Annotated in this window: 16 protein-coding genes; 8 read left to right on the top strand and 8 right to left on the bottom strand. The window is 68.6% G+C overall.

Annotated features, from left to right (window positions below):
- Nucleotides 1-114 precede the first annotated feature (114 nt).
- Nucleotides 115-918, top strand: coding sequence for an IclR family transcriptional regulator (locus AC1Q6E_RS23700; protein WP_296557179.1), 804 nt, complete (start codon nt 115-117; stop codon nt 916-918).
- Nucleotides 919-966: 48 nt separating this feature from the next.
- Here AC1Q6E_RS23700 and AC1Q6E_RS23695 read toward each other — a convergent pair whose 3' ends face one another.
- The 8 genes from AC1Q6E_RS23695 to kdpF all read right to left on the bottom strand — a co-directional run bounded on the left by AC1Q6E_RS23695 (nt 967) and on the right by kdpF (nt 10,853).
- Nucleotides 967-1,290, bottom strand: coding sequence for a DUF4148 domain-containing protein (locus AC1Q6E_RS23695; protein WP_152799152.1), 324 nt, complete (start codon nt 1,288-1,290; stop codon nt 967-969).
- A 154-nt stretch (nt 1,291-1,444) separates the two neighbouring features.
- Nucleotides 1,445-2,662, bottom strand: coding sequence for a GGDEF domain-containing protein (locus AC1Q6E_RS23690; protein ID WP_492573621.1), 1,218 nt, complete (start codon nt 2,660-2,662; stop codon nt 1,445-1,447).
- 143 nt (nt 2,663-2,805) lie between these two features.
- The gene (kdpE, locus tag AC1Q6E_RS23685) at nt 2,806-3,498 is read right to left on the bottom strand and encodes a two-component system response regulator KdpE (RefSeq protein ID WP_152799148.1); all 693 of its coding nucleotides are present in this window, start codon (nt 3,496-3,498) and stop codon (nt 2,806-2,808) included.
- The gene (locus AC1Q6E_RS23680) at nt 3,471-6,254 is read right to left on the bottom strand and encodes a DUF4118 domain-containing protein (protein ID WP_492573620.1); all 2,784 of its coding nucleotides are present in this window, start codon (nt 6,252-6,254) and stop codon (nt 3,471-3,473) included. Before AC1Q6E_RS23680 ends, kdpE begins: the two co-directional genes overlap by 28 nt.
- A 27-nt stretch (nt 6,255-6,281) precedes the next feature.
- Entirely contained in the window at nt 6,282-6,884 is a 603-nt protein-coding gene (kdpC, locus tag AC1Q6E_RS23675) for a potassium-transporting ATPase subunit KdpC (RefSeq protein WP_152799142.1), read from the bottom strand.
- Nucleotides 6,885-6,907: 23 nt separating this feature from the next.
- Nucleotides 6,908-9,034, bottom strand: a complete 2,127-nt coding sequence (gene kdpB, locus AC1Q6E_RS23670; RefSeq protein ID WP_152799139.1) for a potassium-transporting ATPase subunit KdpB — start codon at nt 9,032-9,034, stop codon at nt 6,908-6,910.
- Nucleotides 9,035-9,054: 20 nt separating this feature from the next.
- A complete protein-coding gene (gene kdpA / locus AC1Q6E_RS23665) occupies nt 9,055-10,764 on the bottom strand; it encodes a potassium-transporting ATPase subunit KdpA (RefSeq protein ID WP_492573619.1) in 1,710 nt (569 codons plus the stop codon).
- Nucleotides 10,764-10,853, bottom strand: coding sequence for a K(+)-transporting ATPase subunit F (gene kdpF, locus AC1Q6E_RS23660; RefSeq protein ID WP_132980717.1), 90 nt, complete (start codon nt 10,851-10,853; stop codon nt 10,764-10,766). Before kdpF ends, kdpA begins: the two co-directional genes overlap by 1 nt.
- Before the next feature lie 309 nt (nt 10,854-11,162).
- Here kdpF and AC1Q6E_RS23655 point away from each other — a divergent pair, with 309 nt between their 5' ends.
- The 7 genes from AC1Q6E_RS23655 to nadC all read left to right on the top strand — a co-directional run bounded on the left by AC1Q6E_RS23655 (nt 11,163) and on the right by nadC (nt 17,570).
- Nucleotides 11,163-11,867 (top strand): riboflavin synthase subunit alpha, encoded by a 705-nt coding sequence (locus AC1Q6E_RS23655; RefSeq protein WP_296557186.1) that lies wholly within the window; start codon nt 11,163-11,165, stop codon nt 11,865-11,867.
- A 95-nt stretch (nt 11,868-11,962) separates the two neighbouring features.
- Entirely contained in the window at nt 11,963-12,604 is a 642-nt protein-coding gene (locus AC1Q6E_RS23650; RefSeq protein WP_152799134.1) for a TetR/AcrR family transcriptional regulator, read from the top strand.
- 11 nt (nt 12,605-12,615) lie between these two features.
- Complete coding sequence (locus tag AC1Q6E_RS23645; protein WP_152799131.1) at nt 12,616-13,767, top strand: acyl-CoA dehydrogenase family protein; 1,152 nt, start codon at nt 12,616-12,618, stop codon at nt 13,765-13,767.
- Between the two features lie 23 nt (nt 13,768-13,790).
- The gene (locus tag AC1Q6E_RS23640) at nt 13,791-15,305 is read left to right on the top strand and encodes a 3-hydroxyacyl-CoA dehydrogenase (RefSeq protein ID WP_152799129.1); all 1,515 of its coding nucleotides are present in this window, start codon (nt 13,791-13,793) and stop codon (nt 15,303-15,305) included.
- A gap of 94 nt (nt 15,306-15,399) precedes the next feature.
- Nucleotides 15,400-15,621: a hypothetical protein gene (locus AC1Q6E_RS23635; RefSeq protein WP_152799126.1), complete on the top strand. Its 222-nt coding sequence runs from the start codon at nt 15,400-15,402 to the stop codon at nt 15,619-15,621.
- Nucleotides 15,622-15,628: 7 nt separating this feature from the next.
- On the top strand, nt 15,629-16,558 hold the full coding sequence (locus tag AC1Q6E_RS23630; protein WP_152799124.1) for an NUDIX hydrolase: 930 nt from the start codon (nt 15,629-15,631) through the stop codon (nt 16,556-16,558).
- Between the two features lie 109 nt (nt 16,559-16,667).
- Complete coding sequence (gene nadC, locus AC1Q6E_RS23625; RefSeq protein ID WP_296557191.1) at nt 16,668-17,570, top strand: carboxylating nicotinate-nucleotide diphosphorylase; 903 nt, start codon at nt 16,668-16,670, stop codon at nt 17,568-17,570.
- Nucleotides 17,571-17,726: the final 156 nt, after the last annotated feature.

Here is a 17,726-nt window from a genome sequence, read left to right as displayed (position 1 = left end):
CGGTATCCTGTCAATAGGGGGGCCGGAGGCAGAGGGGGCGGCAGGTACAATCGCGCCACGCTCGGCCCCCCGCGGCGCGCGTTTCCTGATCGGTCTATCGGATCCATGACACCCATGAAGGCAGGCACCGTCCCGGCACCCGGCCCAGGGCCTCGGGGCATCCAATCCCTGGAAATCGGCTATCGCATCCTGGTGGCGATCCAGATGGGCCCCGGCGCGGTGGCCTTGAAAGACATCGCGGCGCGCGCCGACATCACCGCCAGCGCGGCCCACAACTATCTCGCCAGCTTCGTTCGTGTCGGCATGGTCAAGAGCGACGGCCGGGGGCTGTACCGGCTGGGGCCCAGCCTGGCGGCGCTCGGCATGACCGCCGCCCGCGACGTCGACCATTTCGAACTGGTGCGCGAGGCCGCCGTCGCGCTGAGCGAGGAAACCGGCCTGGGTGTGGCGGTGGTCATCTGGAGCAACGGTCCGGTCATCCTGGTCAACCAGTCGGCGGTGCGCGGCCGGGTCTTCGAACTGCGCAACGGTCCGGTGGAGATGCTGCACACGGCGGCCGGCCACGTGTTCGCGGCGTATCTGTCCGCCGACGCGGTGCTACCGGTGCTCGAGCGGGAGCTGGAGGCGGATGGGCTGGCGCCCACGGCGCAGGAAGCCGAGGCCAGGCTGACGGCCATACGCGAGGCGGTGTTGCAGCGCGGGTATTCGGTGGTGGAGTTGCGGGCCTTGCCCACGTATCTGGCCGTCAGCGTTCCGATCTGGAACGTGCACGGCGGGGTGGCCTACGGCCTGACGATCACGTCGCCGATGGCCTTGCTGGATACGAGCGAGGACAGCGCACAGGTTCGGGCGCTCAGGGAAAAGGGGAGGGCCTTGTCGCGCCTCCTGGGCGCGCCGGCCAGTCTCTGGGCCGGGTGAATGTGTGTGCCGGGGGCATGCCCCCGGCACGGTCCAGAGGGCGGTTGCTTACAGATTGGCGGGATATTCGCCCGGGCCGCCGGCGCGGCTGGAGGCTTCGTAGTGCCTGGTTTCCCGCCGGACCTGCGCGCGGTCGGCCGGCTTGCTGGCTTGCTGGACGGTCTGGTCGGGGAAACCTTCCTGATCGTAGACGATGCCGCCGTTGGCCTTGGCTTGCGCCAGTTCTGCCAGGACCTGGGCGCGCGTCAGCCCCGACGTGGTCGAGATGGCGGGGGGCGGGAAATCGTTGCCGTAATTGTTGCCCTGGTCCGCATGGGCGGCGGCGCCGAACAGCGTGGCGGCGATCACGGCGGTATAAGCGATGGCTTTCATGGCATATCTCCAAAGTATGGGGTGTCGGGCGGCTGGACGTCGTGTCAACCGCCGTGCCTTGAAGATGGGCGCGCAAGCATCCTTTTAAATACCGGGAATCTGGAAATGACTTTTCCGGATCCGCCAACAATCGGATGGTCCGAAGGCTGGCCGGCTAGAGCGACAGCATTTCTTCGCCCTTGCCCGGCGCCGCGGCGTCGCGGGCATCCACCCGGTCCTGCCCGGAGGCACAGGTGATCCGATCGCGTCCCTGCCGCTTGGCCGCGTACAGGAGGATGTCGGTGCGGGCGAACAGCTCGTAGAGCGGCTCGTCCACCCAGGACTGCGCGATGCCGAAGCTTGCCGTCACCGCGAAGTCGCCCAGCGGCATTTCCAGCCGCGTCACGGCCAACTGCGCGCGTATGCGTTCGGCTACCTGGGCGGCCCCGGCCGCCGGCGTGCCGGGCATCAGTATCGCGAACTCATCGCCGCCCAGCCGCCAGGCCATGTCGCCGCTGCGGATGCAGTCGCGGATGATCCGGCCCGTTTCGGCCAGCGTCGCGTCGCCCGCGGCATGGCCATAGGTATCGTTGATGGACTTGAAGGTGTCCAGGTCCAGCAGGATCAGGCTGAACGGATACGCCGGATGCCGTTGCAGGCGGCCGTGGCTCAGGTCTTCGAAATTGCGGCGGTTCTTCAGCTGGGTGAGCGGGTCGGTGACGCGTTCGTGCTTGAGCGGCGTGATGAGGTCGGATAGCGCGCTGGCAAAGAGTGAACCGCCCAGTGCCAGGGCGAGGCCGATGGGCGGGAGGGCCTGCAGCCAGATGTCGGGCTGCACGAATTCGCCGGCCGAGTGCGGGGTCGAGCCCGCCACCCAGGAAATGCCCAGGAACAGGCCGGCGGAGACGAACGGAAGCACCCAGTACAGTACCTGGTCGGCCGCGGCTCCCCGGCGCAGCTTGCCCAGCCGCATCCATGCCAGGAGCAGCAGCGCGCCCATGCCGACGCCCAGCGTATAGGCGAACGCCGGGACATCGTTCTGCATGATGTGGAAATGCAGCAGCAGGACCAGGAGGGCGATGCCCAGGGCGCCCAGCGGCGACCCGTCGGCATCGATGCCGCAGCGGGCGAACAGGCCGCGGGCGAGCAGCAGCGCGCTGCCCACGTAGAGTACGGCGGCGGCGAGGTCGTCCCCGGTCGCGTCGGGGCGATCGAAGATCCGCAGCAGGGTTCCGGCGGCGTAGACGGCGAAGGCGGCGGCATACAGCAGCAGATAGGTGCGCGGCCGCTCGTGGGCCCAGATGCATGCGAAGCCCAGCGCGAACAGCAGGCACATCGCCGGATTGCCGAGCGCCAGGGCCTGACTGGCGGTAAGCGGCAGGGATGGGTCCACTTTGGTGCTCCTGAACGACCCGGACAATGAAATCCTGCCGGGACTGGTAGGCGTATCTTAGGAAGGAGCGCCCAGGAATGAAACCGCTTGTAAAGAATCGTTCACGTTTGCGGCCGCGCGGCGCCCTTGGTCCGCCGCGACGTTCAGCCCGTGAAACGGTAGCCGACGCCGACTTCCGTCAGCAGGTAGGCGGGCTGGGCCGGATCGGCTTCGAGCTTCTGCCTCAGGTGGCCCATGTAGATGCGCAGATAGTGATTGTTGCCGACGTAGGCCGGCCCCCAGACTTCGCGCAGGAGTTCGCGGTGCGTCATGACCTTGCCGCGGTGCGCCGCCAGGGTGGCGAGCAGGCGGTATTCGCGGTTGGTCAGGTGCACCGCCTCGCCGCCACGGGTCACGGTGCGCCGGGAGAAGTCCAGCGTGATATCGCCGAAGCGGATTTCCGCGGGTTGGCCGGCGCCCCCGCGCCCGTGCCGGCGGAGCAGGACGCGCACGCGCGCCAGGAGTTCGCCCACGCCGAAGGGTTTGCTCAGATAGTCGTCGGCGCCGGCGTCCAGGGCGCCGATCTTGTCGCTTTCGGCATCGCGGGCCGACAGCACCAGCACCGGCACTTCCGTCCAGCCGCGAAGTTCGCGGATCAGGGTCATGCCGTCGGCGTCGGGCAGGCCCAGGTCGAGGACCACCAGATCGGGGTGCCGGGTCCCGGCCTCGATCAGTCCGCGCTGCACGGTCTCGGCCTCGAAGATCGTGGCGCCTTCGCCTTCCAGGGCTGTGCGCACGAAGCGGCGGATGGCCGCATCGTCTTCGATGATCAGGATGTTGGGGCGGTAGTCGAACATGGAGCGTCCGGTTCGGGATAGATTTCCGGTGGCGTGCCCAGGGGCAGGGTGAAGGCGAAGCGCGCGCCGCGCCCGCCCGGAGGGGCTTCCAGCCGGATGTCGCCGCCATGGGCGCGGACGATGGCCTGGCACACCGCCAGTCCCAAGCCTACGCCCGACGTCGATGATTCCCTCTCGCCGCGGGCGAATTTGTCGAATATGCGGTCCGCGGCGTCCGGCGGCACGCCGGGACCGTCGTCGGTTACCAGGGTGGCAAGCACGCCGCCCCGGATTTCCGCGTCGATGTGGATCGCGCTGCGCTCGGGGGTGTATTTGATCGCGTTCTCCAGCAGGTTGCAGAGCACGCGCTCGACCAGGACTCCATCGCATTCCACCAGGGGCAGGCCGGACAGGCGGCCCACCGTGACTTGCCGTTGACCGAGGGCGTCGCGCATGTAGGCCAGCGCCGAGCCGACCAGTTCCTCGATGGATTGCCATTCGCGGTGCAGGGGAGCATCCCCGCTCTGCAGCCTGGCCATGTCCAGGATGTTGTCCACCATGGCGTGCATGCGCCGGGCCTGCACCGCCAGTCCTTGCAGGGCGTCGCGCGCGGAGCGGGGCAAGTCCGGATGCTGCCGCAGCAGCGTCTCGGAGGTGCCTACCAGGCTGGTCAGCGGCGTGCGCAGATCGTGCGAGACGGCCGCCAGCAACGAGTTGCGCAGTTTCTCGGATTCGACGCTGAGCAGCGCGTGCTGGGCGACTTCCACGTAGTGCAGCCGTTCCAGCGCGATGGCCACCAGCGTGCCGTAGGCCGCCATCTGCCGGCGGCTCTCGGCGTCGTTCAGGTCGGGGCGGCCGCCGCAGGCGATCGCCAGCACGCCGCGCGTGCGCATCGATGCCTGCAAGGGCAGGTAGTAGAAAGCGCTGGTCGACAGCGTGGCCGTGCCGGCACCGGCGGGCTGCCCGTGGTCGTAGGCCCATTGCGCCAGGGCCGGCTCCAGCCCCGTGGAGGCATCGGCCGGGGCCGCGGGCAGCAGGCGGTCGGCCGTGTCGAGGACATACAGCGCGCAGCGGGTGTCGAAGGCCGCCCGGAGATACGAGGACGTGGCTTCGACGATCTGTTCCGGTTGCAGCGCCGATGACAGTTCGCGCGCGAACTCGTACAGCCCGTGCGCCTCGGCCTCGCGGCGTACCGAGGTTTCGGCCTGCAGGCGCAGCCCCGCGGTCAACTGCCCGACCACGAGTCCCGCCGACAGCAGGACGAGGAAGGTCAGGGCGTACTGGATGTCGGAGATCGCGAAGGACCACAGGGGCTGGACGAACAGGAAGTCGAACAGGGCGACGCTGACCAGCGAGGCGAGCGCGGCCGGCCCGCGGCCGTGGCGCAGCGCCACCCCGATCACCGCCAGCAGGAAGAGCATGACGATGTTGGTCTGGTGCAGCACGGGGAAGGCCAGCGAGGACAATGCGGCCGCGGCGCCGCAATACACCAGTGCCCAGAGGTAGGCCGGCAGGCGGGAGGCGTCGCGCGGCTCCCGCGGGTCCGCTACCGCCGCCGCGCGCGCCGGCGGCGGTAGCGGCGGCGCCGCGATGCGGATCACGTCGATTTCCGGGCAGGTGGCCGCCAGCAGGTCCGCGAAGCTGTGGCGGTGCCAGATCCAGCCCGGCGCCAGCAGGCGCGACAACAGGCCCGACAGCGACAGGCGCAGGCGCCGCAGGCCGCCCGGCGCGGTGCGGCCCAGGACGACCTTGGTGATGTTGTGGCGCCGGGCGTAGCGGACGACGGCCTCCACCAGGTCGGTGCCGCCCAGGACCTCGGTCCGCGCGCCCAGTGACTCGGCGTGCGCCAGCACCCGCCGCAGGGTGTCGTGGCGGGCTGCCGGTTGGGGCTGGACGCGCAGGCTTTCGATGGTGACCACGTGCAGCTCGCAGTCCAGTTGCTGGGCGAGGCGATGCGCGTTGCGCACCACGTGGGCGGCATCGTCGGCCGCGACGCAGGCCAGGACGGCTTCCCGCGTGCGCCAGATGTCCGTGATGGCCCGATCCAGCCGGTAGGCCTGCACGTCGTCGTCCACGTGTTCCGCGGTGCGCCGCAAGGCCAGTTCGCGCAGCGCGATCAGGTTGCCTTTGCGGAAAAAATGGCCGGCCGCGTGCCGGGCCTGATCGGGCAGGTACACCTTGCCCTGGCGCAGCCGGCGCAACAGTTCGTCGGCCGAGGTGTCGACCAGGATGACCTCGTCGGCGTCGTCGAACACGGCGTCGGGCACGGTCTCCCGTATCCGCACGCCGGTGATGCCGCCCACCGCCTCGTTCAGGCTGTCCAGGTGCTGCACGTTCAGCGTGGTCCAGACATCGATGCCGGCCGCGAGCAGTTCGTGCACGTCCTGCCACCGCTTGTCGTGGCGCGATCCCGGAACGTTCGAGTGAGCCAGTTCGTCCACCAGCACCAGGGCGGGCCGCCTTGCCAGGGCGCCGTCCAGGTCGAATTCCTTCAACACCCGTTCGCGGTACCGGATCCCGGCCGGCGGCAGCGCGGGAATGCCGGCCAGCAGGGCCATCGTTTCCTTGCGCCCATGCGTTTCGACGACGCCGGCCACCACGTCCGCGCCTTGCTCCATCCGGTGGCGCGCGGCCTCCAGCATGGCGTAGGTCTTGCCGACACCGGCCGAAGCGCCGAAATAGATGCGCAGCCGGCCGCGCGCGGCCGGCTGCGCCGCGGCATCGAGGGTCCGGAGCAGGGTATCGGGATCGGGACGGCCAGGAGGGGCGGATGCCATGGATCGGGTCTGGACTCGGGCGGCGGGTCAGGGGCGGGGTAGCCGGTCCAGCGCGAGGTTGAGCTGGAGTACGTTTACCACGGGTTCGCCCAGTATGCCGATGAACGGCCGCTCCGTATGGGTGGCGATCAGTTTTTCCACCTCGGCCGTGGGCAGTCCGCGCTCGCGCGCCACCCGTGGCGCCTGGTAGCGGGCGCCCGCCACGCTGATGTGGGGGTCCAGGCCGCTGCCCGAGGCGGCGACCAGGTCCACCGGAATGGGGGCCGTGTTGCCGGGGTCCGCCTGGCGCAGCGCCTGGGCGCGTTCGCCCGCCAGGCGCGCCAGGTCGTGGTTGCGGGGTCCCAGGTTGGAGCCGCCGGAGGCCAGCGCGTTGTACGGCCGGTCGGCGGTGGCCGAAGGGCGTCCCCAGAAATAGCGCGGCGAAGTGAACGATTGGCCGATCAATGCCGAGCCGGTCGTCGTCTCCTGTGACTGGATGAGCGATCCGGCCGCCTGGTGCGGAAAGGCCAGCCGGGCGAGGATCGTGGTGGCCAGCGGGTAGAGCAGGCCGGTGATGATGGCGAGCGCGGCGAACACGGCCAGGGCGGGCCGAAGCACGCGTGGCCGGACGGGAGAGGAAGCGGGGGTCATGAGAGTCTCCGGAACGGAACGGTTCAAGCGAGTCCGGCCGCGGCCAGGACCATGTCGATCAGCTTGATGCCGGCGAACGGCACCAGCAGGCCGCCCAGCCCGTAGATCACCAGATTGCGGCGCAGCAGCGCGGCCGCGCCCAGCGGCCGGTAGCGCACGCCCTTCAGGGCCAGCGGGATCAGCACGATGATGATGAGCGCATTGAAGATCACGGCCGACAGGATGGCCGACGACGGCGAGGCCAGCCGCATGACGTTCAGCGTGGCGAGCTGCGGGTAGACGCCGGCGAAGGCGGCGGGAATGATCGCGAAATACTTGGCCACGTCGTTGGCGATGCTGAAGGTGGTCAGCGCGCCGCGCGTCATCAGCATCTGCTTGCCGGTCTCGACGACCTCGATCAGCTTGGTCGGATCCGAATCCAGGTCAACCATGTTGCCGGCCTCCTTGGCGGCCTGGGTGCCGGAATTCATCGCCACCGCCACGTCGGCCTGCGCCAGCGCGGGGGCGTCGTTGGTGCCGTCCCCGGTCATCGCCACCAGCCGGCCGTCGGCCTGGTAGCGGCGGATCAACGCCAGCTTGGCCTCGGGCGTGGCTTGCGCCAGGAAGTCGTCCACGCCCGCCTCGGCGGCGATGGCGGCGGCCGTGAGCTTGTTGTCGCCGGTGATCATCACCGTCTTGATGCCCATGCGGCGCAGTTCTCCGAACCGCTCCCGCATGCCGGGCTTGACGATGTCCTTGAGTTCCACGACGCCCAGCGCGGCGCGGCCGTCGCAGACCACCAGCGGCGTGCTGCCGCGCCGGCCCGCATCGTCCGCCGCCCGCGCGACGGCTTCGGGCAGCGTGGCGCCTTGCCCGGCCAGCCAGGCCTGCATCGCGTCCACCGCGCCCTTGCGTATGCGGCGGTCCGCCAGGTCCACGCCGCTCATGCGGGTATGGGCCGAGAAGGGGACGAAGACCGCCCCGGCGGCCGCCTCGGGCGCGCGGCCCGATTGGCGGGCCGCCAGCGCGACGATGCTGCGGCCTTCGGGGGTCTCGTCGGCCAGCGAGGCCAGGCAGGCGGCGCGCGCCAGGCCGTCGGCCGCCACGCCGGGCGCCGGGTGGAAGGCGCTGGCCTGGCGGTTGCCGAAGGTGATGGTGCCGGTCTTGTCCAGCAGCAGCACGTCCACGTCGCCGGCCGCCTCCACCGCCCGGCCCGAGGTGGCGATCACATTGGCGCGCATCATGCGGCTCATGCCGGCCACGCCTATCGCCGAAAGCAGGCCGCCGATGGTGGTGGGGATCAGGCAGACCAGCAGCGCCACCAGGGCGGTGATCGCGATGGCGGTTCCCTGGCCGGCGGCGGAAATGGCGAAGAACGAGAACGGCAGCAGGGTCGCGACCACCAGCAGGAAGACCAGCGTCAGGCCCACCAGCAGGATGTTCAGCGCGATTTCGTTCGGGGTCTTCTGGCGCCGCGCGCTTTCCACCATCGCGATCATGCGGTCCAGGAAGCTTTCGCCGGGGTTGGCCGCGACCTGCACGATGATCCAGTCCGACAGTACGCGCGTGCCGCCCGTCACCGACGAGAAGTCGCCGCCGGCCTCGCGTATGACGGGGGCCGACTCCCCGGTGATGGCGCTTTCGTCCACCGAGGCGATGCCGGCGATGACTTCGCCGTCGCCAGGGATGGTGCCGCCCGCCTCGACCAGCACGACGTCGCCCTTGCGCAGGCTGCCCGAGGGACGCTCCGCCACGTGGCCGCGGTAGCCTTCGGCCGTCGCGGGCGTGCCGGCCGGCACGCCCTGTACGACCCGGGCGAGCACGGTCGTGCGCAGTCCGCGCAGCGCGGCCGCCTGCTGCTTGCCGCGTCCTTCGGCCAGCGCCTCGGCGAAGTTGGCGAACAGCACGGTGAACCACAGCCAGGCGGAGACGGCGAACATGAATCCGGTGCTGGCATCCGCGTGGCCGAACAGCCCGGCGATCCACAGCAGGGTGGTCAGCACGCTGCCCACGTACACGGTGAACATCACCGGGTTGCGGACCTGGGTCGAAGGCCGCAGCTTGAGCAGGCTCTCTTTCAGGGCCGGGCCGAGCGGGCTGGACGGCAGGGTGCGCCGGGCCGGCGCCGCGGCGGCGGGGTGGGGAAGGGAAGGTTGCAGGTGCGAAGACATGATGAGGCCCGTCCAGGCGTTCAGGGTTGCAGGTGTTCCGCCACCGGCCCCAGGGCCAGCGCGGGGATGTAGGTCAGCGCGCCCACCATCAGCACGGCGCCTATCAGCAGCACGACGAACAGCGGTCCCGTGGTGGGCATGGTGCCCGGGCCGGCGGGAATCCGCCGCTTGGCGGCCAGCGATCCGGCCAGGGCCAGGACCGGGACGATGATCCCGAAACGGCCGCTCCACATCGCCAGGGCGAGCAGCACGTTGTAGAAAGGCGTGTTGGCGGACAGGCCGGCGAAGGCGCTGCCGTTGTTGTTGGCCGCCGAGGACAGCGCGTACAGGACTTCCGAGAAACCGTGGGCGCCCGGATTGAATATCCCGGCCCGCCCGTCGGCCAGCGAGACGGCCAGGGCCGTGCCCAGCAACACCAGCAGTGGCGTGGCCAGCAGCACGATGGCCACCATCTTCATGTCGTAGCTTTCGATTTTCTTGCCCAGGTACTCGGGCGTGCGGCCTATCATGAGACCGGCGATGAACACGCCGGTGATGGCGAAGACCAGCATGCCGTACAGGCCGGAGCCGACGCCGCCGAACACCACTTCGCCCAGTTGCATCAGCAGCAGGGGCGAGAAACCGCCCATCGCCGTGAGCGAGTCGTGCATGGCGTTGACCGCGCCGCACGAGGCCGCGGTGGTGACGACGGCGAACAGGGCGCTGGCGGCGATGCCGAACCGGCTTTCCTTGCCCTCCATGTTCCCGCCGGCCGACAGCGCGGAGGACGCGGCATCGATGCCGGGCTGCGCCAGCATGGGGTTGGCGTGTTGCTCGAAGTAGCCGGTCGCGAGCACGAACAGCACGAACAGCGCCGTCATCGCGGCCAGGATCGTGGCGCCCTGGGCACGGCTGCCCACCAGTTCCCCGAACGTCATGCACAGGGCGGCGGGGATCAGCAGGATCGCGAGCATTTCCAGGAAGTTGCTGGCTGCGGTGGGGTTCTCGAAGGGATGCGCCGAATTCGCGTTGAAGAAGCCGCCACCGTTCGTGCCCAGCAGCTTGATGGCCTCTTGCGAAGCCACCGGCCCCATGGGCAGGGTCTGCGAGGCGCCCTCCAGCGTATGCACGGTCTGGTAGGCATCGAAATTCTGGATCACGCCCTGGCTGACCAGGAACAGTGCGAACAGCAGCGACAGAGGCAGCAGCACGTATAGCGTCGAGCGCACCAGGTCGGCCCAGAAGTTACCGACCGTGCCCGCGCTGTGCCGCGCCAGCCCGCGCATGAGCGCGAACAGCACCGCGATGCCGGTGGCGGCGGAGACGAAGTTCTGCACGCCCAGGCCCAGCATCTGGGTCAGGTAGCTCATGGTCGTTTCGCCCGCGTAGCCTTGCCAATTCGTGTTGGTGACGAAGCTCACCGCCGTGTTCAGGGCCGAGTCCGGCGCCACCGCTCCCAGCGCGGCGGGGTTCAGCGGCAGCCATCCCTGCACGCGTTGCAGTGCGTACAAGGCGACGAGGCCGACCAGGTTGAAGGCCACGACGGCCATGGCGTAGGCTTTCCAGCCGGTTTCGGCGGACGGGTCGACGCCGGCCAGCCGGTAGATGAGACGCTCGGCGGGCCGGCCCCAGGCGGTCCATCTCGATGGACCGCCGTCCAGGGCGAGGCGGATGTAGCGGCCCAGGAAGGGGGCGATCGCCAGGAGGACCGCGATATAAAGCGCCAGCAGAAGGAGCAGCTTGATATCCATCAGAATTTCTCCGCCTTGAACAGGGCGACGAGCAGATAGACGAACAGGGCCGCGGCCGCCACGGCGCCGGCCAGGTGCAGCCAGGTCATGGCGTTTCTCCTTGCGACAGCGCCGCGCAGAACTGAATCAGCCCGATGGTCGCGCGCGCGATGACGACCAGGCCCAACAGGTAGATGAGATCCATTTTTTCCCGCCGATGCGGACTCCTCGATGGGCGCGGACGGCCTTTTCGTCCCCATGCCCGACGCCTGTCAGCGTAAGGAGATGGGTATAAAAACGGGGTATAGCTTGGGCGGGCGGGTATAAAAATGGCGTAAAAATCGCCGCGGGCGGGGTCGCGTTAAGCTATCGCCCATGACCAATGCGGGGATCGCCATCCCCACGCGCCGAGGAATATCGTGTTTACCGGAATCATCCAGGGCACCGCCCAGATCGCCGCCATGAACGACCGCGAGGGCCTGCGCACCTTCACGCTCGAGTTCCCGCCGGGTTTCTGCCAGGACCTGGCCATAGGCGCCAGCGTCTCGGTGGACGGCGTCTGCCTGACGGTCACCGACATCGCCAGCCCCACCGCCGCCTCGTTCGACGTCATGCTGCAGAGCCTGAATATCACCACGCTGTCCGAGTACGGCGTGGGCTCGCGCATCAACGTCGAGCGCGCCGCCAAGGACGGGGCCGAGATCGGCGGCCATCCCCTGTCCGGCCATGTCGATTTCACCACCACCATCGCCGGCATCCGCAGTTCGGACACGAACCGCGTCATGCGCTTCACCATACCCGAGGCCTTTCGCCGATACGTCTTCGCCAAGGGCTACATTGCCATCAATGGCGCCAGCCTGACGGTCGCCGAGGTCAATCGGGCCGAGGGCTGGTTCGAGGTCTGGCTGATTCCCGAGACGCGGCGCATGACCACGTTCGAGGCAAAGCAGGTGGGCGACCGGCTCAACATCGAGATCGAGCGCGGGACGCAAGTGGTGGTCGATACCGTGCGCGAAACCGTGCAGGAAAGCCTGGGCAAGCTCCAGCCCTTGCTGGAGGCCGTGCTGAAAGAGCGCGGAATCGAGCTCGAGGACCTTTTTCCCGCGCCCAAGCCGCTGAAGTAACCGGGTTCCAGGACCGCCTCCGGGTTTGCGAGGGTTGCGGTCCCGTTCGCCGCTGGTATTATTTACCTACCGTTCGGTAAATAAATGCGATCGACATGTCCTCACCCGCTTCCCGTCCCGCTCCCCGGCGCCGCCAGGGCCGTCCGCCCGTGGTGGCCGACGCGCGCGAGCGCATCCTGCTGGAAGCCTCGAAGCTGTTCGCGCAAAGTGGCTACGAAAGCAGTTCCATCGGTGAGCTGGCCGCCGCCATCGGCGTCTCCAAGCCGGCCATCTATCACTACTTCGCCACCAAGCAGGACATCTACGACGCCATCATCCTCCAGGCGCTGCAAGGCCTGACCGACGCCGTCGTGCCCGCGGTGGACGCGCAGCCGGCCCCGCTGGACAAGCTGCGCGTCTTCATGACGGCGCATGCCGCCTACCTGGAACACAACTACTGGAGCTTTGTCGCCATGCTGGTGGGATTCAGCGGCATGAGCCCCAGTTACCGCGACGACGCCTCGCGGCTGCGCGACGCCTACGAACGGCTGCTGCGCCAGATCCTGGAGCAGGGGGCGCGCGAAGGCGTGTTCCGGCCGGGACAGATCGTGACCTCGGGCCGCGCCGTGCTGTCGCTGCTCAACTGGATGGCGCGCTGGTTCAAGCCCGGCCATGGCAGCACGGCCGAACAGATCGCGCTCGACTATTTCGAACTTCTATCCGCCGGCCTGTGCGTCAGGCCGGCTGCCACTTCCTAATGGGGACTCTCATGTCGTTGGATGCCGATACCTTGAAGTTGCTGATCGAGGCCACACGCACGTTCGTGGCCGAGCGCCTGGTTCCGCTCGAGGCCGAAGTGGCCGAAACCGGCGTGATTCCGCCGCAGGTGCGCGAGGAAATGCAGGCGCTGGGCCTGTTCGGCCTGTCCATCGCGCCGGAGTACGGCGGGTTGGGGCTGAACATGGAAGAAGAAGTGCTGATCGCGATGGAGCTGGGCCGCACGTCGCCAGCCTTCCGTTCCTTGGCGGGCACCAACATCGGCATCGGCTCGCAGGCCATCGTGCTGGCGGGTACCGAGGAACAGCGCGATCATTACCTGCCGCGCCTGGCCAGTGGCGAGCTGGTCGGCTCGTTCGCGCTGACCGAGCCGGACGCAGGGTCGGACGCCCTGTCGCTGCGGACCTCGGCGCGCCGCGACGGCGACCACTATGTGCTGAACGGCACCAAGCGTTTCATCACCAATGCTCCCATCGCGGGCCTCTATACCGTCATGGCCCGCACGGGCGAAGGGCGTGGGGCGGGCGCGATCTCGTGCTTCCTGGTCGAGGCCGGCACGCCCGGCATCACGCTGGGCAAGCCGGACCGCAAGATGGGCCAGGCCGGCTCCTTGACCTGCGACATCGTGTTCGACGACTGCCGCGTGCCCGCCAGCGCCTTGCTGGGCGGGGAAGAGGGCAACGGCTTTCGCACCGCCATGCGCGTGCTGGACAAGGGCCGCCTGCACATCTCGGCCGTCTGCGTCGGCATGGCCGAGCGGTTGATCGCCGAGTCCGTGCGCTATGCCACCGAGCGCAAGCAGTTCGGCCAGGCCATCGCCGACTTCCAGTTGATCCAGGCGATGATCGCCGATAGCCAGACCGAAGCCTACGCTGCCCGGACCATGGTGCTGGACGCGGCCCGCAAGCGCGACCGGGGTGAATCGACGACGCTGGAAGCCTCCTGCTGCAAGCTGTTCTCCACCGAGATGGTGGGGCGCGTGGCCGACCGCGCCGTGCAGATACACGGCGGATCGGGCTACATTGCCGAGTATGCGGTCGAACGCTTTTATCGCGACGTCCGCCTGTTCCGCCTGTACGAAGGAACCTCGCAAATACAGCAACTCGTCATCGCGCGCGAAACCATCAAGGCATACACGGCCTGAGGGCCGCCAAGGAGGCAGGGTAAATGGCACAGATCAATAGCGTGGGGATAGTCGGCGCGGGCGCGATGGGGCGAGGCATCGCCCAGATCGCGGCCCAGGCCGGACTGCGCGTCTACCTGTACGACACCGCCCAGGCGGCGCTCGCATCGGCGCGCGACAGCCTGCGCGACACCTGGGACAAGCTCGTGCAGAAGGGCCGGCTGGAAGCGCCCCGGGCCGAGGCTGCGCTCCAGGCGCTCACCCTGTGCGAAGACCTGGCGCAGCTGCGCGATTGCGATCTCGTGATCGAGGCCATCGTCGAGCGGCTGGACGCCAAGCAGGGGCTGTTCCGGCAGTTGGAGGACATCGTCGGCGAGCGGTGCATCCTGGCCTCGAATACCTCGTCCCTGTCCATCACCGCGATCGCCTCGGCCTGCCGCCTGCCCGCGCGCGTGGCGGGCTATCATTTCTTCAACCCCGTTCCGCTGATGAAGGTGGTGGAGGTCATCGACGGCCTGCGCAGTGATCCGGCGGTGGGCGATGCGTTGACGGAACTGACACGCCGCATGGGGCATACGCCCGTGCGCGCCAAGGACATGCCCGGCTTCATCGTGAACCACCTGGGCCGGGGCCTCAACACCGAAGGGTTGCGGATCGTGCAGGAAAGCGTGGCCGATTGTGCCCAGGTCGATGCCGTCATGACCGGCCAGGCCGGATTCCGGATGGGGCCCTTCGAACTGATGGACCTGACCGGCCTGGATGTCTCGCATCCCGTCATGGAGTCCATCTACCGCCAGTTCTTCGACGAGCCGCGTTTCCGCCCCTCGCCGCTGGGCACCGTGCGCGTGGCCGGGGGGCTGCTGGGCCGCAAGACGGGCCAGGGCTTCTACGCCTATGTCGATGGCAAGAAACAGACCGCGCCCGAGGCGCCGCCGCCTGCGGTGGCGCGGATGCCCGAGGTCTGGGTGTCGCCGGCCCGGCCCGAGGGCCGCGCGGTGGTGGTCGAGCTGCTGGAGCGCCTGGGCGCGAAGGTGCAGCAGGGCGATCGTCCCGGCGATGACGCCTTGATCGTGGTCACGCCCCTGGGCGAGGATGCCACCACGGCGGTCTGCGACCAGGGCCTGGACGCCCGCAGGACGGTGGCCGTGGACGTCCTGCACGGTCTGCCGGAAGGGCGCCGCCGCACGCTCATGGCTACGCCCCTGACCGCGGGCGAGTGGCGGGATGCCGCCGTGGCCCGTTTCTCCACCGACGGCGCGCCGGTGACGCTGGTGCAGGATTCGCCCGGCTTCGTTGCCCAGCGCATCGTCGCCACCATCGTCAACATCGCCTGCGAGATCGCCCAGCAGGGCATCGCCACGCCCGAGGACATCGAGCACGCCGTCACGTTGGGCCTGGGCTACCCCAAAGGGCCGCTGGCCATGGGCGACGCGCTGGGCACGGCACGGATCGTCGAGATCCTGCGCAACATCGTGCGCGTCACGGGCGACATGCGTTACCGGCCCAGCCTGTGGCTGCAGCGCCGGGCCCAACTGGGGATGTCGCTGCTCGACCGCTAGGATCCGGGCGCCGCGCGCGAGGGCGGCCATAAAAGAGATCGGCGGGGATGCCGCCATATCTTCTAAAATGCGCCGCTGTTTGATGGAGGATGTAATGGGACTCTTTATGGACCCTCGCCGGCAGCCCGACGACACGCGCAGCAGCTACGCCCGGCGCCGCGCGCCGTGGCTGGTGCTGGTGGCGATCGGCTGCAGTGCCTACGTGCTGTCCAGGGGCTACCCCAGCTATACCGGCTGGCTGGCGATGATGGTGACCTGGGTGGCGGCCGTGCTGGCCATCACCACCGCCGACTGGAGCGACTTGCGCAGGAAATGAGACACCCTTGACCGTCGCTAGCCAACACCCCCTGGCCGCTGAATTGGTGGCGGTGCTCGTCGCCGCCACCGATGCCGAGCCGCTGGTCCTGACCACGCACGATGGACGCATGCTGCCGTCCGGCCCCTTCGAGTCCGGCCACCGTTCGCTGCAGGCCGGCCTGCGCGCCTGGGTGGAGGAGCAGACGCACCACCCGCTGGGCTACGTCGAGCAGCTCTATACCTTCGCCGACCGCGACCGCACCGAACAGAAGTCCGAGCAGCGCGTCATTTCCATCAGCTACCTGGCCCTGACCCGGCAAGGGCCGGTTTCCGGCGCCGATGCCGCCTGGCACGGCTGGTATCGCTATTTCCCTTGGGAAGACCGGCGCGCGCCGTCGGCCGAACTGGGAGAACTGATCGACCATGCGCTACGCGAATGGTGCCGGGCGGGCGCCGATGCCGCCCAGCGCCGGACCCGGCAGCAGCGGGCCGAGGTCTGTTTCGGTCTGGACGGCCGAGCCTGGAACGAGGAACTGGTCCTGCAACGCTACGAACTCCTGTTCGAGGCGGGGCTGGTGCACGAAGCCATCCGCCGCGCCGGCCGGACCGGGCTGCCGCACCTGGGCCAGCCCATGCGGCATGACCACCGCCGCATCCTGGCCACCGGCATCGCGCGGCTGCGGGCCAAGATCAAGTACCGCCCCGTGGTGTTCGAGTTGATGCCGCCGGCCTTTACCCTGCTGCAACTGCAGCAGGCCGTCGAGGCGCTGGCCGGCCGGTCGCTGCACAAGCAGAATTTCCGCCGCTTCATCGAGCAGCAGCAACTGGTCGAGGAAACCGGCGCGCAATCCACCGAGACGCCGGGGCGCCCGGCCAAGCTCTTCCGGTTCCGCGGCGACGTGATGCTGGAGCGGGCCCTGAGCGGCAGCAAGCTCCCGCTGGTTCGCGGCAACTAAGCCACGGGCGCGTTTTTTCAGGTTTCCACGTATTGACAGCCCTTATGCTCATACTTAGCATAACGAAGACGGCTAGAGCCGCGATTTTTTTCAACGGAAAATACTCATAATGAGCATATATAAGTCCGGCGCCCACGGCAGAGGCGCCCAGGAGGCATGGGACGTCGCGCCGTTGCCTTCGGTCATGATCGAACCCCTGGTGCGCGCCACCTTGCTGGAAGATCTCGGCCGGGCGGGCGACCTGACCACGAACGCCATCGTTCCCGCCGGGCATCGCGGCCGGACCGCCATGGTGGCCCGCCAGCCCGGCGTGGTCGCCGGCATGGACGTGGCGCGCCTGGCGTTCGGCCTGATCGATCCGGACATCCGCGTCGACGTGCGCAAGCCCGACGGCAGCCGCATCCAGCCGGGAGACGTCATCGCGGTGGTAGAGGGCAATTCGCGCGCCATGTTGACGGCCGAACGTACCGCGCTCAATTTCATGTGCCATATGAGTGGCATTGCGTCGGCGACGGCCTCCGTGGTCGATGCCATCGGCGATGCGCGGTCGCGCGTGGTGTGTACGCGCAAGACCATGCCGGGGATGCGCATCGTGCAGAAGTACGCGGTCCGGGTGGGGGGCGGCTCGAATCATCGCTTCGGCCTGGACGACGCGGTGCTGATCAAGGACAACCACGTGGCGATCGCCGGCAGCGTGGCCGAGGCGGTGCGGCGCGCGCGTGCCGGCGTGGGGCATCTGGTGATGATAGAACTGGAAGTCGACACGCTGGAACAACTGGACGAGGCGCTGGAGCTGAAGGTGGACGCCATCCTGCTGGACAACATGAGTGTCGAGACCATGACCGAGGCGGTGCGCCGCGTCGACGGCCGCGCGGTGACCGAGGCGTCGGGACGCATCACGCCCCAGACCGCCCCGGCCGTGGCGCGTACCGGCGTGGACCTGATCTCCATCGGCTGGCTGACGCACAGCGTGGGCGTGCTGGATATCGGATTGGATCACGCGCCCGCGTAGTCGCTATATATAGGGGAGGGAAGCCGCAGGGCCGGCCTTCCTCCTTTTCCCGGGGCCGAGTTGCACACGCCAGAAAAATCGTGCTATAGTCTCTTTCTCGACGCAAACAACGCAACCGCAGCGGCAACAAGCGCAGCGCAGCGAGGGAAGCGAAGG

The organism is Pigmentiphaga sp. MLSB6-MA01 (assembly GCF_058793475.1).
The sequence above is the reverse complement of the archived record's forward strand: the minus strand, read 5'-3'. Positions and strand labels throughout refer to the sequence as shown.